The following is an 18,322-nucleotide window of genomic DNA, read 5'->3' as shown; positions in this document are numbered from 1 at the left end:
GCACCGGTCACCAAGGACAGGCGATTACTGCGGCTGGGCGGGCGCGTCGCCTTCGGCCGGCGCATCTGCGGCGTCATCAGCGTCGTCCGCGTCCGGCTCATCGCCCTCGCTGCCGTCAGCTGGCTTGGGATTGTTTTTCGCTTCCAGCTTGCGCCTGGCTTTTTCCTCGGCTTTCTTCTTCTTTTCCAGCTCTTTTTGCCGTTTTTCGTATTGGAAATTTGTCTTGGCCATTTACTACCTCTTTAGTTTTTAGATGTTACAGATCAGCACATAAGACACATTATGACGTAGTTAGAGCAAACACCAAATGTTTAGCCTCGCGGATGATGCTGGGCATGCAGCAGTTTCAACCGTTCACGCGCCACATGCGTGTAAATCTGCGTGGTGGAAATATCGGAGTGCCCGAGTAACAATTGCACCACACGCAAGTCCGCGCCGTGGTTCAGTAAATGCGTAGCGAATGCGTGGCGCAGGGTGTGCGGCGACAGCGGCGCCGTGATGCCGGCATGCATCGCATGTTTCTTGATCAGCACCCAGAACATTTGCCGCGTCATGGCGCCCCCGCGCCGCGTGACGAACAGCGCATCATCCATCTGGCCATCGAGGATCACGCCGCGCGCCTGCTTCAGGTAGCGCTCGATCCATAGCCGCGCCTGCTCTCCGAACGGCACCAGGCGCGTCTTGCTACCCTTGCCCGTGATGCGCAGCACGCCATCGTTCAAGCTCAATTCCACCGACTTCAAGTCCACCAGTTCCGACACGCGCAAGCCGCTCGCGTACATGAGTTCGAGCATGGTGCGCTCGCGCAGGCCCAGCGGCGTGCTCACGTCGGGCGCCGCCAGCAGCGCTTCCACCTGCGCTTCGCTCAGGGTATGCACGAAGCGCGCGGGCTGCTTGGCCGAGACCATCTTCAGGCAGGGGTCAGCGGCGATATGCTTGTGGCGCAGGGCCAACTGGTAAAAGCGCTTGAGCACGGACAAGCGCCGGTTCGACGACGTCGCCTTGCTCTCGTCGTGGCGGGCGGCGAAATACGCTGCGATATCGGCCGCGCAAACCTCGTACAGGCTCTCGCGCCCGGGCCGCGCCACTTCCAGCCAGCGTGCGAACAGACGCATATCGCGCCGGTAAGCGTCGAGCGAGTTTTTCGACAAGCCATCCTCGAGCCACAGGCTGTCGCAGAATTCATCGATGAGTGTCGTATTATCGGGTGCCAGCAGGCTGTTCATGATCGTTTTGACCATCCTATGCCCATGACGCCAAATGGCGCGGCCACGATGGCGCTGAACAGCGCACTACCCTGTTGTTTTTTCATCTACTAATTAAAGTTTAAGTGTGGCAAATATACAACTTCATGCGCTTGGTACGCGCTGCCGATTATGCACCGTCTGCGGGCAGATGGGCGGACGTTATCCGCGCACGAAAAAAAAGCGCACCGTCGGTGCGCTTCAAATATTGCTTCACGTTCCCGGTCGTTTGAGCCCAGCTGTGCCGACTTGTGGCCGCAGACAGCGGTGACCCAACGACTTCTGTGAAACGTGTGTCTCCTCAATATATCCCCGGCATCAATACCGTTTTTATAGACCACTCCCCCACTAAGCTTGTTACCAATTCTGCATTTCAGCCTTGCTACCGAGACGCATAAGCATAGACGTTTTTCCCCTCAAGGCGCCCCATCATAGCGCATATATTCGGCGGAATCGACTTTTTTTGCGCCATGACGGGGACAACCATTTTAGTTGTAAATTAAATTTGGCAGCCACAGCGAGATTTGTGGTACGTAAGTAATCAGCATCAGGAAGGCCAGCATTGTCATCAGCCATGGCATCACGGCCACGGTCAACTCCGAGATACCCATCTTGGTGATGCCGGACGCCACGTACAGATTTAAGCCCACCGGCGGATGGCACATGCCGACCTCCATATTGACCACGATCAAGATGCCGAAGTGCACAGGATCGATACCGAGCTTCATGGCGACGGGGAACAAAATCGGCGCCATGATCAGCACGATGGACGACGGTTCCATGACGTTACCAGCCAACAACAGCAGCACGTTCACTACGAGCAAGAAGCTGATCACGCCCAAGCCCTTGCCCGTGATCCACTCGGCCATCGCTTGCGGGATGTTTTCGCTGGTCATCAGGAACGAGAACAGCACGGCATTGGTGATGATGTATAACAGCATCGCCGACATGGCGGCCGAATCAAGCAAGACCTTGCCCACTTGCTTGATCTTCAAGTCCTTGTAGACGAAGACGGCAATGATGAAGGCATACACGGCAGCCATGGCAGCCGCTTCGGTCGGCGTGAAGGCACCCGAGTAGATGCCGCCCATGACGATGACGATCAGCAGCAAGCCCCAGGCGCTCTTCTTGAACGTGACGAAGCGCTCCTTCCAGCTGGCCTTCTTCATGCGCGGATAGTTGTTCTTGCGCGCCAGGAACCACGTGGTCAAGCCCAGCAGCATGGCCAGCATCAAGCCGGGAATCACGCCCGCCATGAACAGTTTGCCCACCGAGGTGTTGGTACTGACGGAATACATCACCATCACGATCGACGGTGGAATCAGGATGCCCAGCGCCCCCGAAGTGGTGATGACGCCGGCGCCAAAGCCGCGTGGGTAACCCTGCTTGACCATGGCCGGCAGGATGATGGAGCCAATCGCCACCACCGTGGCAGGGCTGGAGCCGGAAACGGCGGCAAACAGCGCGCAGGCCATCACGCCAGCCAGCGCCAGGCCGCCATGCCAGTGACCGACCATGGAGCTGGCGAAGTTGATCATGCGCCGCGCCACCCCGCCATGCGTGAGGAAGTTACCCGCCAAGATAAAAAATGGAATGGCCATGATCTCGAACTTCTCGATGCCCGTGAAAATCTTCAGAGCCACCGACTCGATGGGCACACTGGTCATGGTAAACAAGAAAGTGAGCACCGTCAGGCCCAGCGAAATGGAGATCGGCATGCCGGTCAGCATCAGCGCCAGCAGCAACACAAAAATAATCAGCGCGTTCATGCCTTGGCTCCTTTTTCTTCCGCCGTCAATTCTTCTTCCAGCCCCTCGACATGCGAATGGTCATGTTTTGGCAAAGCGCCGGTCTGGATGAAATGCACCATCACTTGCAGGAAGCGGAAGCACATCAGGTAGGAACCCAGCGGCACGGCCAGATAGACCAGCCACATCGGCACTTCCATGTCGGCCGAGGTCTGGTCCGTGTGGCCAATCGACCACACGAAGCTGGCGCCCAAGGTACCGACGATGCCCGTAAACAGGGCACCGGCGGCCAGGCCAAAGACGATGAAGCGGTCGCGCCAGCGCGGGTTCATGCGGTTGACCAGTACGTCAACGCCCACGTGAATACCGGTGCGCACGCCATACGCGGCGCCAAACTTGGCCATCCAGACAAACATGTAGATGCACAGTTCCTGAGCCCAGCTGGTGTTGATTTGTATCAGGAAGTCTTGCAGGCCAGGTATCGGCAGGCCTGCCAGGTAGCGGTGCACGACCGCGACGAAAATGATGAAGGTGGCGGCGCCCATCAGGGACGCAATCAGCCACTCTTCCAGATGATCCAGAAATTTCATGGTGGACTTTCAAAGAATGCGGGTACACGCACTCCCGCGCAGGAGGCGCAGGAGCGGTTCATGCCATGGGCAGGGGCTGCCCTGCCTACCGCGCCGGGAGGCGCAGCCAGCGCGACTTACTTCGCACTTTCCTTGTTGATGGCAGAGATCAGATCCTTGCCGATGCGCTCTTCCATGGCCTTTTGCACAGGCGCCAGGGCCTTGCGCCATTCCGCCTGTTCCTGCGCCGTCAAGGTATAGATCTGCGTCTTGCCGGCTTTCTTGATGGCGTCGATGGCCTGGTCGTTATCGCGCTGGGCGATGGCTTTTTCAAACGTGGTCGTTTCGCGCATGGCTTTTTCCAGCTGCGCGCGTATATCGGGCGGCAAGCCATCCCAGAATTTCTTGTTGACGATGACGGCATAGCCGAGGTAACCGTGGTTCGACACGGTCACGTGCTTTTGCACTTCATGCATCTTTTGCGTATACATATTCGATGGCGGATTTTCCGTGCCGTCGACCACGCCCGTCTGCAGCGCCTGATACACTTCCGAGAAGGCCAGCACTTGCGGATTGGCACCCAGCGCGCGCATCTGCGCGTCGAGTACCTTGGACGACTGGATGCGCATTTTCAAGCCCTTGAAGTCGGCCGGGTTGTGCAAGGGCTTGTTGGCCGACATCACCTTGAAGCCATTGTCCCAGTAGGCCAGGCCCGTGATACCCTTGGGCTCCAGCTTTTTCAGCAGACTCTTGCCGATTTCGCCTTCGGTGATGTTGTACAAGGCCGTCTTGGTAGGAAAGATGTAGGGCAAGTCGAAGGCTTCGAATTCCTTCACGCCCAGCGGGCCGAACTTGGCCAGCGATGGCGCCAGCATTTGCACGGCGCCCAGTTGCAGGGCTTCGAGTTCTTCCTTGTCCTTGTACAGCTGGCTGTTCGGGTACAGTTCGACCTTGACCTTACCATTCGTGGCTTTTTCGGCCAGCTGCTTGAAACGCTCGGCGGCCTGGCCTTTCGGCGTGTCGGTGGCCACGACGTGGCTGAACTTGATGACGATGGGCGCTTGCGCGTAGGCGTGAACGCCGGCGGTGGTGCCGATGGCGGCGCACAGCGCGACGAACAAGGTTTTCATTTGTGGCAGTTGCATGCTTGTCTCCTCAATGGTTTTAAAAACACTTTATTATTTGTCTAATTCGATACTCTGACAAAGAAACCGCCCCGGCTATTGTGGTTAACCACAATAGCCGGCTGCCGATAAGCCGCTACCCTGCCAGCCATGCCGACACCCCCCACCCTTGCGCGCCGCTTCAAGCTATCGAGCCCGATGCGCTGGCTGCTGCCCGTTATCCTGCTGCTGCTGTTCCTCTCCATCCTGTTCTGGCTGCCCTGGCAGGCGCGCCAGATGGAGAGCAACGAGCGCCAGGAGCAACTCATCGCCGACACGCTGTGGGTGGAGCAAACCATCCGCTTTCAACTGGCGCGCAACGAGGAAAGCCTGTTTAACCTGGGCGTCGATATCGCCAGCGCCTCGCTGGGTACGGAAAAAGTGCACGAACGGCTGCAGCAGATGCTGCGCAATGGCCGCGAATTGCAACGCGTGCTGTGGCTCGACGCCAGCGGCAAGATGCTGGCCAGCAGCGACAACAGCCTGCCCCCTGCCGTGTCGTTTTCGCCGGCCTCGCTGACGGCGTCCGACAATGCGCGCCGTTTGCACCGGGGCCAATATGCGCAGCCGGCGCAGCAGAGCGGCTTTCCCGATGCGCCGCCAGGCGCCATGCTGATGGATTACTACCAGCCCCTGTTCGATGGCCAGCGCTATGTGGGCAGCCTGGTGGCCACCTACCAAATCAGCAGCCTGCTCGATGAAATGGTACCGTGGTGGTTCGCCCAGGATAACCAGATTTCACTGATCGACCGTGACGACAAGGTGCTGGCGCGACGCGCCGCCGCCGGTCCCGGTCACGGCGTGTACACGCACAAGCGCGCGCTCGATGTGCCCGGCGCCAACATTATCCTGTTTACCGACAGCGTGAAAAGCCAGCCCAAGCTGCTACCCAATTTGCTGGTCGGCTCGGTTATTGCCCTGTCGCTGGGTTTGCTATGGAGCTTGCTGGCCCTGTGGCGACATATTTCTCGCCGTCTGGTGGCCGAAGGGGCGCTGCGCCAGCAGATGCTGTTTCGCACGGCGATGGAAAACTCGCTGGTGACGGGCATGCGCGCGCGCGACCTGGAAGGCCGCGTCACGTATGTGAATCCGGCGTTCTGCCAGATCGTTGGCTACCCGGCCGAGGAAATCCTGGGCTGCCTGCCGCCCATGCCCTACTGGGTACCGGAAGCACTTGAGCAATACCAGCAGCGCTTCGTCAAGGCGATGGCCGGCAATGCCACACCGCAGTTCGAAACCTATTTCCAGCGCCCCGACGGCACGCGCGTGCCCGTGCTGATCTTCGAAGCGCCGCTGGTGGACAAGAATGGCCAGCAAACAGGATGGATGGGCTCCGTGCTCGACATTTCGGAGCAAAAAAGGGTCGAGGAACTGAATCGCCAGCAGCAGGAAAAACTGCAAACGAGTTCGCGCCTGGCCACCATGGGCGAGCTGGCCTCGATGCTGGCGCATGAACTGAACCAGCCGCTGGCGGCAATTTCCAGCTACACCACGGGCGCGCTGAACCTGATCCAGCGCGCCATCGAGCATGGCGCGCCCGTTGATCCGAACACCCTGAAGCCGGCGCTGGAACAGGCCGGCGCGCAAGCGCAACGGGCCGGCCAGATCATCCGCAGCGTGCATGATTTTGTGCGCAAGAGCGAGCCGCAGCGCCAGGATATCGCCATCCGCACCCTGATCGACGGCATCCGCGCGCTGATCGACCTGCAGGCGCGCAAATACTATGTCAGTATCCAGGAAGACCTGCCACCGGACCTGCCGCTGCTGCGCGCCGACCCCGTGATGATCGAGCAAGTGCTGCTAAACCTGACGCGCAACGCCATCGAGGCCATGCAGGATGCCGCGCCCGGACGGCGTATCCTGCGCCTGCGGGCCAGCCACGATGCGCAGCAAGGCATGGTGACGGTGGACGTGATCGACCATGGCCATGGTATTGCGCAAGACGTGGCCGAGCGGCTGTTCTCGCCATTTTTCTCGACCAAATCCGAAGGCATGGGCATGGGCCTGAACATCTGCCGCACCGCCATCGAATTTCACGGCGGCGCGCTGACCTTCAGCACCAACCCTGCTGGCGGTACGATCTTTACATTCAGCGTGCCGGCTGCGCCGTGCCCGCAGCACCAAGCACCAAGCACTGACGAATAACGAATAACGACGAGCCGGAGACACCATGCTACACATCATCGACGACGAAGAGGTCGTACGCGACTCCCTGTCCTGGCTGGCCGCCTCGCGCAGCATCGAGGCGCGCATCTACGCCAGCGCCCAGCAATTCCTCGATAGCTTCGACGGCAGCTTCGACGCCGCCGGCGACTGCGTGCTGCTCGACGTGCGCATGCCCGACATGAACGGCATCGCCCTGTTTGACCAGCTGGTCAAGCGCGACCTGACGGCGCGCCTGCCCGTCATTTTTCTCACCGGCCACGGCGACGTGCCGATGGCCGTCGACAGCCTGAAGCGCGGCGCCTTCGATTTCTTTGAAAAGCCATTCAACGACAACGACCTGATGGACCGCGTGCAACTGGGCCTAGCCAACTCGCGCCAGGCGGGCGAGCTGGCCGCCGTGCACGCGCGTCTGGCCACCCTGTCGACGCGCGAACGCGAAGTACTGGAGCTGATTTTGGCGGGCAAGATGAACAAGGTGGTGGCCGACAAGCTGGGCATCAGCATGCGCACCGTGGAAGTCCACCGCGCGCATATCTTCGACAAGATGCAGGTCAAGACGGCGGTGGAGCTGGCGGGGTTGTTGAAGTAAACCACAAACCCAAGTTCTTGACGCCGGGGTCGGACGGGGATGCCGAATCCCTCAGGGTCCGTCCCCAGTCTTCGCTTTGGGGCGCAGGCAGGTCCATCAGTCATCATGCAGCCGCGCTGCGCCTGCCGGCGGCGCAGGCGTGCCTGATGCTTGAAGCAGGTTTGCGCGCAGCCGATGGTGTCGCGGTCTAGGCGAGGTCCAGGTAAAGTCTAAGCGATGCCGTGCAGGGCCAGCGCCCATTCCACGTGCTCGCGCACGATGGCCGACGGGTGCTCGCGGCGCGATAGCAGGGCCGCGACGATATCCTCCTGGCCCTTGGCCTTGGCGGCCGCATTGCCCATGCCGACGGCCAGGTTGCGCAGCCAGCGTTCGTGGCCGATGCGGCGGATCGCGCTGCCTTCCATGCGGCGATTGAATTGCTCTTCGGTCCAGGCGAACAGTTCCAGCATGCCGGCGCTGCCCAGGCTGTGACGCTCATCGAAATCGGGCACCACGGCGCGCTGGGCGAACTTGTTCCACGGACAGACGGTCTGGCAATCGTCGCAGCCATACACCTTGTTGCCGATCAAAGGGCGCATCTCGACGGGAATGGCGCCCTTCAATTCGATCGTCAGGTAAGAGATACAGCGGCGCGCATCGAGCTGGTGCGGCCCCAGGATGGCTTGCGTCGGGCACACCGTGATGCAAGCCGAGCACTGGCCACAGCGTGGCGTTTCCGGAGGGTCGACGGGCAGCGGCACGTCGATGAGGATCTCGCCGAGAAAAAAGAAGGAACCGCCCTGGCGATTGATCAGCAAGGTGTGCTTGCCGCGCCAGCCCAGCCCGCCCTTTTGCGCCAGTTCGACTTCCATCACGGGCGCCGAATCGCTGAAGACGCGGTAGCCGAAGTCACCGATCTCGCCCTTGATGCGCTCGGCCAGCTGCTGCAGGCGCGAACGCATTACCTTGTGGTAGTCGCGGCCGCGCGCATACACGGAGATCACGGCGGCCGTGGGGTCAGCATCGCGCGCTGCTTCGTGCGCGCGCCAATCCTGGCCCAGCGCCGGCGGCAGATAATTCATGCGCGCGCTGATGGCGCGCACCGTGCCCGGCACCAGCTCGGCTGGACGCGCACGCTTCATGCCGTGGCTGGCCATGTAATCCATTTCGCCGTGATACCCTGCGGCTAGCCAGGCTTGCAAGGGCGCTTCCATGTGCGACAAGTCCACATCGGCGATGCGCACCTCGGCAAAACCCAGCTCGCGCCCCCATTCTTTAATGGTGCGCGCCAGGGCGGCGAGATCGGTGACGGTGGCGGACATAGGGGACTTTACGGAAAACGGCAGGCGCGCGGGCGGTTACAATGACAGCAGCCTCTATTTTATGCGATATTACTCACACCAATCGACAATGACCGAACACTTCAAAGCCCACCTCCACGACGAAGCCGGTACCGCCGCGCTGGGCGCCGCGCTGGCGCGCGCGCTGGCGCCTGGCCTGGCAATCTACCTGCACGGCGACCTCGGTGCCGGCAAGACTGCCCTCACGCGCGCCCTGCTGCACGCAGCCGGCCATGCGGGCCATGTCAAAAGTCCTACCTATACGCTGTCCGAACCGTACACCGTGCAGCTCGATGGCCAGTCCATCAACGTCATCCACTTCGACCTGTACCGCATGGGCAGCGCCGAGGAGTTTCTCGACGCCGGTTTTCGCGAAGACTTCGACGGGCGTAATATCTGCATCGTCGAATGGCCGGAGAAAGCCGAACCGGTGCTGCCGCCGGCGGACCTGAATGTGTATTTGAGCGTTGCGGGGTCGGGACGTAATGTAGAATTGCAAGCGTCTTCTGAATTGGGTCTGTCATGCCTTCACCGTCTCAAATTCGCCCCCAACCTTTGATCTCCTCGCCCATCACCCGGCGCACGGCACTCAAGGCCGGCGGCACACTGCTGTTGTCCGTGTTCGCGCCCATGTCAGCGATGGCAGCGCAAATTCTCGCCGTGCGCGTCTGGCCGGCCGAGGACTATACCCGCGTCACGCTGGAGAACGACAGCATCCTCAAGGCGACCCACTTCATCGTCAAGGACCCCGAACGCCTGGTAGTCGACATCGAAGGGCTGGAACTCAATCCCACGCTAAAAGGCCTGGTGGCGAAGATCCAGTCGAACGACCCGTACATCAAGCAGGTGCGCGTGGGCCAGAACCGGCCCAACGTGGTGCGCCTGGTGTTCGACCTGAAGGAAGAAGTCACGCCGCAGCTGTTTACGCTGCCGCCGGCCGGCTCCTACAACCACCGCCTGATCTTCGATCTGTATCCCGTGCGCGAGCCGGACCTGATCGCGCAAATGATCGAAAAGGGCGACTGGTCGAGCGACCCGGCCAAGCCTTCTATGTCCGGCACGCATACGCCGCCACCGGCGCTACCCCTGCCCGACAGCGGCAAGCCGCCCTTGGCCGCAGTGGCGCCACCGGTCGCGCCGCTGGTGCCGCCGCTGCCCAATATGCGTCCGGAACAGCGCCCCGAAGCGCGTTCGCTGCCGGGCCAGAAAGTGCTGCGCATGATTACCATCGCGCTCGACCCTGGCCATGGCGGCGAGGATCCTGGCGCCTTAGGCAGCAGGGGCAGTCGCGAAAAAGACGTGGTGCTGGCCATCGCCAAACGCCTGAAAACAAAGCTGGAACTGCAAAGCAATATGCGCGTCATGCTCACGCGCGACGCCGATTTCTTCGTCCCGCTGGGCATGCGCGTGGAAAAGGCGCGCAAGGTACAGGCCGACCTGTTCGTCTCGATCCACGCCGACGCGTTCATCCAGCCGACGGCGCGTGGCTCGTCCGTCTTCGTGCTGTCCGAAAAGGGTGCTACCTCGACGGCTGCGCGCTGGCTGGCCAACAAGGAAAACCAGGCCGACCTGATCGGCGGCGTGAACGTGAAAAACCACGACCAGCAGCTGGCCAGCGTGCTGCTCGACCTGTCGACGACGGCGCAGATCAATGACAGCATGAAGCTGGGCAAGGCTGTGCTACGCGAAATCGGCGGCATCAACCGCCTGCACAAGGGCTCCGTCGAGCAGGCCGGCTTCGCCGTACTGAAAGCACCCGACATCCCTTCCATCCTGATCGAGACGGCCTTCATCTCGAATCCGGAAGAAGAGGCCAAGCTGACCGACAACGTCTACCAGGACCAGCTGGCCGACGCCATCGTCACGGGCATCAAGAATTACTTTGCCAAGAATCCACCGCTGGCGAAAAGCCGCCTGACCTGACATGGACACCCGCATGAGCAAGAGCACTTTTGGCCAGCTGCCGGCCGTGACCATCCGCGCCGCCGATGGCGCGCAGGCCAGCGTCACCCTGTATGGCGGCCATCTGGTGTCGTGGCAAACCAGCGACGGCCAGGAGCGCCTGTTTTGCAGCCGCGCCTCAAGCCTCGACGGCAGCCGCGCCATCCGCGGCGGCGTACCCGTGATCTTTCCGCAATTCGGCGCGCGCGGCACGGGCATGCGCCACGGCTTTGCACGCGTGGCAAACTGGCAGCTGGAAGCCAGCGGCGAAGCCGATGGCGCCGCCTATGCGCAATTTGTTTTGCACCACACGGACCTGCCGGAGGCGATCGGCGCCGCCTGGCCAAGGGCCTTCACCCTGCGCCTGCGCGTGGCAGTGCGAGGCCAATCGCTGCAGCTGAGTCTATCCGTGCACAACACGGGCGAGCAGGCGTTTGCGTTCTCGGCCGCGCTGCACAGCTATTTCGCGATTGATCAATTGAGCCTGGCGCGCGTTGGCGGCCTGCAGCGCGTGCGCTATTCGGACGACACGCCTCAAGAGGCATTACAGGCGCAAGAGTGGCTGCAATTTGACGACAAACTGGACCGCATCTACTACCAGTTGCCGGGGGCGATCAACCTGCAATCGGGCAGCCACACCCTGCGCCTAGAGCAGCAGGGCTTTACCGATGCCGTCGTGTGGAATCCGGGCGCGCAAGACGCGGCCGCCCTGCCCGACCTGGCCGACGACGAATACCAGCGCTTCATCTGCATCGAGCCAGCACTGATCGAGCCCGATATGCTCGCTGCCGGCGCCGAATGGACCGGCCACCAGCACATTGAGGTCAAACCCGCCGGGTCTGATCCCACCTCAATTTGATTCTTTGATGATGCGCCCATTAGCGGGCTGGATTGGCCGCGCATTCAAGGGGTACAAACGGCTGAACAAGGCCATCTGCGCTGGCGATGCCTGCACCGGCTGCTTCATCACCAGCCACAGCACGCCTTCGCTGCAAGGCGGCGACGTCAACGATCCCATGTAAGTATAGTAATCGCGCCGCGTCGGCAGCATCTCGGCCGGGTCAAGCAAGATGGTGGGCTGCATGGTCTGGAATTTTTCCAGTGGCAGATTGTTCCACACGGTCTGGATGGTCGCCTGCGGCGCGCCGCGTTCCAGCAGCAGCGCCAGCACGGCCAGCCGGCCTTCCGCGTCGCGGTGCACCAGGTGCACCACCATTTCAAAGGCCTTGCCGTTGATGCGTTCTTCGGACGGGCGGTGGAAATGGAATTGCTGTAGCTCGAACATGCGGTTCTGCACCGTGATGTAATTGCCGCCACTCACCCCTACCTGCACCGTGTGGCCATTGTCGACTACATTGAACGACGAAGGATGATAGTCAAAGCTGATCTGTTCGAGTTCCACCTTCATGCCATCGCGGATATCGATCGGCGACTGGCGGCTGCCATTGCCGCACCTGGCCCAGTCGACATTGATCTTGCCCCAGTTTTCCGGGCCGCTGTCGCCCTCGTACGACCAGTGCGTGGCGCGCGGCACGGAAGGTAGTGGCGGTGGTGCCGCTTTCACCACGGTGGCGCGCTTGGCGCGGGCGGCGGCGCGGGCGGCCTGGGTGGCGCGCATTTCTGCCAGGCGCGCCGCGATACGTTCGGACAAGTCGACTTCGGCTGCTTCTTCCTTCTCGCGCGCGGTGGGCGCGACGACGACAGGCGCCTTGCTCTCCTTGCCCTTGCCCTTGACCGATTCGGTCAGGGTTTTCATGGCGGCCGCGCGCGCCGACGCCGACATGGGCGCGCTCGCTGACGCTGACGCTGATGCGGCGGCGGTCGCCGAAGCGGGGGCATCTTTGGCGCTTGCCATGACCGCCATCGCGGCAAGGCTGCAAGCTAACAGGGCGCTCAAATGTCGCATGGAAATCCAGAAAGTGAGAATACCTTCTGGTTTACGGCTGGAAAGCAACAAAACTTGAATCAGGGGGAGGCAAAGCAGGAATGCAGAGAAGAATAAGCGAATCCGGGGCGCGCTGCGGGCTGTGCCACAGCGCGCTTGCCCCGGATCGATGAGCGCTTAAGCCGACTTGCCGAGCATGCGCTTGTAGAGTTTCCACATGCCGCCCAGTACCACCGGCACGACGGCGGCGCCAACACCGATCAGTACGATCAAGGTCAGGTGGTCGCGTATCCACGGGATATTGCCGAAGAAGTAACCGGCCGTCACCAGGCCAACCACCCACAACAGGGCGCCCGTCACGTTGTACATTTGGAAGCGCGCGTGCGTCATGTCGGAAATACCGGCCACGAAGGGGGCGAAGGTGCGCACCACCGGCACGAAACGCGCCAGGATGATGGTCTTGCCGCCATGCTTTTCAAAGAACTCATGTGTGCGACGCATGGCATCCTTGTTGATCCAGCGGTAATCGTGGGTAAACACCCTTTGCCCGATGGCCTCGCCTATCCAGTAATTGAGCGTGTTCCCCGTGACGGCCGCCGTCACCAGCAAGGCAATCAGCAAGCCCAGATGCATTTGTCCGGTCGCGCAAAACGCGCCGGCGATAAACAATAAGGTATCCCCAGGGAAGAAGAACAGCACCACGAGGCCGGTCTCACAAAAAATAATGGCAAACAGCACTGCATACACGAGGGTACCGTACTGCTCGATCAAAAGACCCAGCGTCTTGTCGACATGCACGATCATGTCGAGGAATTGCACAAAATCCATATATTTTTCCCTAAAGGTAGCGGCGAAATCATACACCACCCGGCCAGCGCAACGGCAGTCTCCGGCCCGATATTTCAGGATTAATTATGTGCTGCCCTTGAGCATCCGGCAATTTAAGTAAAGGTTAAGGAACTACCCGCGCCAACTTGCACAGGCCAGTCTTGCTGCGCGCATGCCCTGTTGGACGCGTACAAAGTTTTTTGTACGAAATATTGCCATTCCAGTCTACACTTTCTGACCGGTGCAATCCGCGCCGACCAGGAGAGAATATGTATCTGCATCCACTCAAGGGCCTGACGCTGGCCAGCGTGCTGGGCCTGGCCCAGTTGTCCGCCCATGCGGCGCCCATCCAGATCAAGGCGCCCGCCGAACTGCCCGCCAAGGCAACGCTCGCCGACGTGATCAAGGCTTCGACACCATCGGACTGGCGTGCGCTGGACCCGGACAACACCCTGTACATGGACATTCCCGCCGGCCGCGTGGTGATCGAGCTGGCACCCGAGTTCGCGCCCAAGCACGTGGCCAATATCAAGGCCCTGGTGGCAGAACAGTATTACGACGGCCTGGCCATCACGCGCGCGCAGGACAACTGGGTGGCGCAGTGGGGCGATCCGAACGAGAAAAACCCGAAGCCCATCTTGCATGCACAGCGCACCCTGCCCGGCGAATTTACCGCGCCCTTGAAAAACATCAAGAGCTTCACGCGCCTGCCGGACCTTGATGGTTATGCACCGCAGGTGGGCCATTCAAACGGTTTCCCGTCCGCGCGCGACCCGAAAACCGGCACGGCCTGGCTCACGCATTGCTACGCCAGCGTGGGCGTGGGCCGCGACAGCGCGAGCGATAGCGGCGGCGGCACGGAACTGTACGCTGTCATCGGCCAGTCGCCGCGCCACCTGGACCGCGACATCACTGTCGTCGGCCGGGTCGTCTCCGGCATGGCGCTGCTGTCGACCCTGCCACGCGGTACCGGCCCCATGGGCTTTTATGACAGCGCCGAGAAAAACGTGCCGATCACGGCCATCCGCCTGGCCGCCAGCCTACCTTACGCACAGCGCACGAACCTGCAAGTGATGCGCACCGACAGCGCCGCTTACCAGGCCGCGCTGGAAGCGCAGCGTCACCGTGGTGGCCCCTGGAGCAAGGTCACGGCTGGCCACGTCGACCTGTGCAATGCGCCGATACCGGTGCGGGAGGTGGGGAAATAAAGCGACCCGAAGGGCAAATTCCGGGGTCGTACCCTGAGGGTACGACCCCGGCCTTCGTTTTGGGTTTCAGGCATCAGCACAGCAGCGCCCCCCCTTGCGAACCCGTTATAATCGCAGCATGAACGCTCCCATCACGCCCCACCGCCCGATCCAGGCCCTGCCTGACCAGTTGATTTCGCAAATCGCCGCTGGCGAGGTGGTCGAGCGGCCATCGGCCGTGGTCAAGGAATTGCTGGAAAACGCGCTCGATTCGGGCGCCACGCAAATCACGGTGCGCCTGGAAGAAGGGGGCGTGAAACGCATCGCCATTACCGACAATGGCCGCGGCATTGATAAAGATCAGCTGCCGCTGGCCCTGGCGCGTCACGCCACCTCGAAGATCGCTTCCCTGCACGACCTGGAAAACGTGGGCACGCTGGGCTTTCGCGGCGAGGCGCTGGCGTCCATCGCCTCGGTCGCCGCCGTCACCCTGACTTCGCGCACGGCAGACGCGGCGCACGCATGGGAAATCGTCGGCTCGCACAACGGCAGCGTCGCGCCGTCGTCCGGCTCGCACGGCACCACGGTCGACGTGCAGGACCTGTACTTCAACACGCCGGCGCGACGCAAGTTCCTCAAATCAGAACAGACGGAGTATGGCCACTGCGCCGAAGTGGTGCGTCGCATCGCCCTGGCGCGGCCAGACGTGGCGTTTTCGCTGTCGCACAACGGGCGCACCATCGACCAGTGGAATATCAGCGAACTGGCCAAGCGCAGCGCGCATATCCTGGGCAATGACTTCGCCGAGGCACGCCTGGCGCTGGACGAATCGGCCGGCACCTTGCGCATTCACGGCTTTGCCGGCTTGCCGACGGCATCGAAGGCGCGCGCCGATGGCCAGTTCTTTTATGTCAATGGCCGCTTCGTGCGCGACAAGCTGCTGGTGCACGCAGTACGCATGGCCTACCAGGACGTGCTGCATGGCGACCGCTTCCCATCCTACGTGCTGGCGCTCGACCTCGACCCGGCCCTGGTCGACGTCAACGTACACCCGTCGAAAATCGAAGTGCGCTTCCGCGACAGCCGCTCCGTGCACCAGTTTGTCTTCCACGCAGTGCAGCGCGCGCTGGCGCAAACGTCGGCGACGGCCTTCGGTAGCGTGCCAGCACCCCTGCCGGCCGCTTCCGGCCTGGGTGGCGCCGACGCTGGCGCCGCTTCCGGTGGCCCCGGCATCTGGCGTCGCGAGCAGACGCAAACCTCGTTCGGCGCGCAATTTACGAATACCTTCGCGCCCACCTCGCCCGGCGCGGCCCGCCCCTTCTTTGCCGAGGCGCCAGGCATCGCCCAGGACACGGCGGCCTACGGTGCCCTGTTCGGCGGCGCCGCCGCAGCGTCGCCGATCACGCAGGTACAGCCCTACATCGCCACACCCGAAGCGATGGCGCGCGAAGAATACCCGCTGGGCTTCGCCCTGGCCCAGCTCCATGGCATCTATATTTTGGCGCAAAACACCAAGGGCCTGGTGCTGGTCGACATGCACGCAGCGCACGAGCGCATCCTGTACGAACAGCTGAAAAACGCGCTGCAGGCGCAAGTGTCGGGGCAAGACATGCAGGTGCAGTCGCTACTGATACCCGTGACCTTTTATGCCGATGCGATTGAAGTATCGACGGCGAATGAAAACCAGGAGACGCTCAAGGCGCTGGGCTTCGATATCGCCGCCCTGTCGCCTACCACCCTGGCCGTGCGTTGCGTGCCGACCCTGCTGAAAAACGCCGATGCACAAACCCTGGCGCGCGACGTGCTGCGCGACGTGCGCGAATATGGCGGTTCGCGCGTGCTGATCGAGCGCCAGAACGAATTGCTGGGCACCCTGGCCTGCCACACTGCCGTGCGCGCCAACCGCATCTTGTCGGTACAGGAAATGAACGCCCTGCTGCGCCAGATGGAGAGCACGGAACGCGCCGACCAATGCAACCATGGCCGGCCCACGTGGGTGCAGGTCGAGATCAATGCGCTAGACAAATTATTCCTGCGCGGCCAGTAGGTCCGATTAGCGCAGCGTAATCCGACACTGCAACGGCGGCATCACGTCGGCTTACGCTTGCGCTAAGCCGACCTACGCATCACCTCACAAAAGTCAACATGCAAAACACTCCACACCTTCCCCTGGCCGTCGCCATCATGGGCCCCACGGCCAGCGGCAAGACAGCCAGCGCACTGGCCATCGCGCAAGCCATTCCTTCCGAGATCATTTCCGTCGATTCCGCCCTCGTCTACCGCGGCATGGATATCGGCACGGCAAAGCCGTCGCGAGAAGAACTGGCCGCCGTACCACATCATTTGATCGACATCATCGACCCGCTCGATGCCTATTCGGTGGCGCAGTTTCGCACCGATACCCTGCGCCTGGTGAGCGAAATCACGGCACGCGGCAAGCTGCCGCTGCTGGTCGGCGGCACCATGCTGTACTTCAAGGGTCTGGCCGATGGCCTCGACGACTTGCCCGGCGCCGATCCCGTTTTGCGCGCCCAACTGGAAGAGGACGCGGCCGCCATCGGCTGGCCCGCCATGCATGCGCGTCTGGCGCAGCAAGACCCCATCACGGCTGCGCGCCTGGCGCCGCAAGACGCACAGCGCATCGGGCGCGCACTGGAAATCATCGCCCTGTCCGGCCAACCCATGTCGGCCCTGCTGGCCCTGCGCGAAAAGACCGTGCTGCCATTCCAGCTGCAGTCGTTCGCACTGGAACCGTCGGACCGCGCCGTGCTGCACGCGCGCATCGCCACGCGCTTCGACGTCATGCTGAACAATGACGCCTTGCTCGACGAAGTGGAGCAGCTGCGCCGGCGCGGCGACCTGCATCCTGGCTTGCCCTCGATGCGCTGCGTGGGTTACCGACAGGCCTGGGAATACCTCGATGGCCGCATCGACCGCGCCACCTTGCGCGAGACGGGCATCATCGCCACGCGCCAGCTGGCCAAGCGCCAGCTCACCTGGCTGCGTTCCATGCCGGAGCGCATCACCATCGACTGCCTGGCTAATGATCCGGCCAGCGCCATGCTGGCACAAATTGCCCCCTTGCTGAAATAAGCGTCGCCACAAAGCGCCGCCACACAACAACTGACCAGGCGCTAGGCTCGACTTCGGCTACGTTCCATGCCGGAGCGCATCACCATCGACTGCCTGGCTAATGATCCGGCCAGCGCCATGCTGGCACAACTTGCCCCCTTGCTGAAATAAGCGTCGCCACAAAGCGCCGCCACACAACAACTGACCAGGCGCTAGGCTAGACTTCGGCTGCGTTCCATGCCGGAGCGCATCACCATCGACTGCCTGGCTAATGATCCGGCCAGCGCCATGCTGGCACAAATTGCCCCCTTGCTGAAATAAGCGTCGCCAAAAAGCGCCGCCACACAACAACTGACCAGGCGCTAGGCTAGACTTCGGTTACGTTCCATGCCGGAGCGCATCACCATCGACTGCCTGGCTAATGATCCGGCCAGCGCCATGCTGGCACAAATTGCCCCCTTGCTGAAATAAGCGTCGCCACAAAGCGTCGCCACGCAACAACTGCCCAGGCGCTAGGCTCGACTTCGGCTACGTTCCATGCCGGAGCGCATCACCATCGACTGCCTAGGTACTGATCCGGCCTCGTCCATGCTGGCGCAGATCCAGCCCTT

Annotated in this window: 17 protein-coding genes; 9 read left to right on the top strand and 8 right to left on the bottom strand. The window is 61.8% G+C overall.

Features of this window, described 5'->3' with window-relative positions; genetic code table 11:
* Positions 1–24: 24 nt before the first annotated feature.
* From ACQ4V8_RS19700 to ACQ4V8_RS19680, 5 genes are all read right to left on the bottom strand, one after another.
* A complete protein-coding gene (locus ACQ4V8_RS19700; protein ID WP_010401211.1) occupies positions 25–231 on the bottom strand; it encodes a hypothetical protein in 207 nt (68 codons plus the stop codon).
* An 80-nt stretch (positions 232–311) separates the two neighbouring features.
* Entirely contained in the window at positions 312–1,226 is a 915-nt protein-coding gene (gene xerD / locus ACQ4V8_RS19695; protein WP_436572041.1) for a site-specific tyrosine recombinase XerD, read from the bottom strand.
* A gap of 506 nt (positions 1,227–1,732) precedes the next feature.
* Positions 1,733–3,013 (bottom strand): TRAP transporter large permease, encoded by a 1,281-nt coding sequence (locus ACQ4V8_RS19690; protein ID WP_010401213.1) that lies wholly within the window; start codon positions 3,011–3,013, stop codon positions 1,733–1,735.
* Positions 3,010–3,582 carry a TRAP transporter small permease gene (locus ACQ4V8_RS19685; RefSeq protein ID WP_010401214.1) on the bottom strand — a complete coding sequence of 191 codons (573 nt, stop codon included), beginning with the start codon at positions 3,580–3,582 and terminating at the stop codon, positions 3,010–3,012. Before ACQ4V8_RS19685 ends, ACQ4V8_RS19690 begins: the two co-directional genes overlap by 4 nt.
* 116 nt (positions 3,583–3,698) lie before the next feature.
* Positions 3,699–4,691 (bottom strand): TRAP transporter substrate-binding protein, encoded by a 993-nt coding sequence (locus tag ACQ4V8_RS19680; protein ID WP_029496655.1) that lies wholly within the window; start codon positions 4,689–4,691, stop codon positions 3,699–3,701.
* Positions 4,692–4,835: 144 nt separating this feature from the next.
* On the opposite strand from ACQ4V8_RS19680, the gene ACQ4V8_RS19675 reads away from it, so the two are divergent.
* Positions 4,836–6,869, top strand: coding sequence for a sensor histidine kinase (locus ACQ4V8_RS19675; RefSeq protein ID WP_029496656.1), 2,034 nt, complete (start codon positions 4,836–4,838; stop codon positions 6,867–6,869).
* Positions 6,870–6,894: 25 nt separating this feature from the next.
* Positions 6,895–7,479 carry a response regulator transcription factor gene (locus ACQ4V8_RS19670; RefSeq protein WP_070346247.1) on the top strand — a complete coding sequence of 195 codons (585 nt, stop codon included), beginning with the start codon at positions 6,895–6,897 and terminating at the stop codon, positions 7,477–7,479.
* A gap of 209 nt (positions 7,480–7,688) precedes the next feature.
* On the opposite strand, the gene queG is transcribed toward ACQ4V8_RS19670, so the two are convergent.
* A complete protein-coding gene (gene queG / locus ACQ4V8_RS19665; protein ID WP_010401221.1) occupies positions 7,689–8,780 on the bottom strand; it encodes a tRNA epoxyqueuosine(34) reductase QueG in 1,092 nt (363 codons plus the stop codon).
* Between the two features lie 88 nt (positions 8,781–8,868).
* Between queG and tsaE the strand changes: the two genes are divergently transcribed.
* Genes tsaE through ACQ4V8_RS19650 form a run of 3 tightly spaced genes read left to right on the top strand, consistent with a single transcriptional unit; the run spans position 8,869 to position 11,598 of the window.
* The gene (tsaE, locus tag ACQ4V8_RS19660) at positions 8,869–9,357 is read left to right on the top strand and encodes a tRNA (adenosine(37)-N6)-threonylcarbamoyltransferase complex ATPase subunit type 1 TsaE (RefSeq protein WP_010401224.1); all 489 of its coding nucleotides are present in this window, start codon (positions 8,869–8,871) and stop codon (positions 9,355–9,357) included.
* Positions 9,321–10,721, top strand: a complete 1,401-nt coding sequence (locus tag ACQ4V8_RS19655; protein ID WP_436572040.1) for an N-acetylmuramoyl-L-alanine amidase — start codon at positions 9,321–9,323, stop codon at positions 10,719–10,721. Before tsaE ends, ACQ4V8_RS19655 begins: the two co-directional genes overlap by 37 nt.
* A 13-nt stretch (positions 10,722–10,734) precedes the next feature.
* A complete protein-coding gene (locus tag ACQ4V8_RS19650) occupies positions 10,735–11,598 on the top strand; it encodes a D-hexose-6-phosphate mutarotase (RefSeq protein WP_050855970.1) in 864 nt (287 codons plus the stop codon).
* Here ACQ4V8_RS19650 and ACQ4V8_RS19645 read toward each other — a convergent pair.
* Positions 11,590–12,495 carry a carbonic anhydrase gene (locus ACQ4V8_RS19645; RefSeq protein WP_436572039.1) on the bottom strand — a complete coding sequence of 302 codons (906 nt, stop codon included), beginning with the start codon at positions 12,493–12,495 and terminating at the stop codon, positions 11,590–11,592. The two genes, ACQ4V8_RS19650 and ACQ4V8_RS19645, sit on opposite strands and share 9 nt — an antisense overlap.
* On the opposite strand from ACQ4V8_RS19645, the gene ACQ4V8_RS19640 reads away from it, so the two are divergent.
* Positions 12,494–12,703: a hypothetical protein gene (locus ACQ4V8_RS19640; protein WP_261980864.1), complete on the top strand. Its 210-nt coding sequence runs from the start codon at positions 12,494–12,496 to the stop codon at positions 12,701–12,703. The two genes, ACQ4V8_RS19645 and ACQ4V8_RS19640, sit on opposite strands and share 2 nt — an antisense overlap.
* Positions 12,704–12,801: 98 nt before the next feature.
* Here the strand turns inward: ACQ4V8_RS19640 and ACQ4V8_RS19635 are convergent, their stop codons facing one another.
* Positions 12,802–13,452, bottom strand: coding sequence for a VTT domain-containing protein (locus tag ACQ4V8_RS19635; protein ID WP_010401229.1), 651 nt, complete (start codon positions 13,450–13,452; stop codon positions 12,802–12,804).
* 269 nt (positions 13,453–13,721) lie between these two features.
* On the opposite strand from ACQ4V8_RS19635, the gene ACQ4V8_RS19630 reads away from it, so the two are divergent.
* The 3 genes from ACQ4V8_RS19630 (at position 13,722) to miaA (ending at position 17,732) form a co-directional block, all read left to right on the top strand.
* On the top strand, positions 13,722–14,660 hold the full coding sequence (locus tag ACQ4V8_RS19630; protein WP_010401230.1) for a peptidylprolyl isomerase: 939 nt from the start codon (positions 13,722–13,724) through the stop codon (positions 14,658–14,660).
* 118 nt (positions 14,661–14,778) lie between these two features.
* Entirely contained in the window at positions 14,779–16,686 is a 1,908-nt protein-coding gene (gene mutL / locus ACQ4V8_RS19625; RefSeq protein WP_436572038.1) for a DNA mismatch repair endonuclease MutL, read from the top strand.
* Positions 16,687–16,784: 98 nt separating this feature from the next.
* Complete coding sequence (gene miaA / locus ACQ4V8_RS19620; protein ID WP_010401233.1) at positions 16,785–17,732, top strand: tRNA (adenosine(37)-N6)-dimethylallyltransferase MiaA; 948 nt, start codon at positions 16,785–16,787, stop codon at positions 17,730–17,732.
* Positions 17,733–18,322: the final 590 nt, after the last annotated feature.

This window comes from Janthinobacterium paucivorans, assembly GCF_051380805.1.
GTDB classification, from domain to species: Bacteria; Pseudomonadota; Gammaproteobacteria; order Burkholderiales; family Burkholderiaceae_D; genus Janthinobacterium; species Janthinobacterium lividum_D.
The sequence above is the reverse complement of the archived record's forward strand: the minus strand, read 5'-3'. Positions and strand labels throughout refer to the sequence as shown.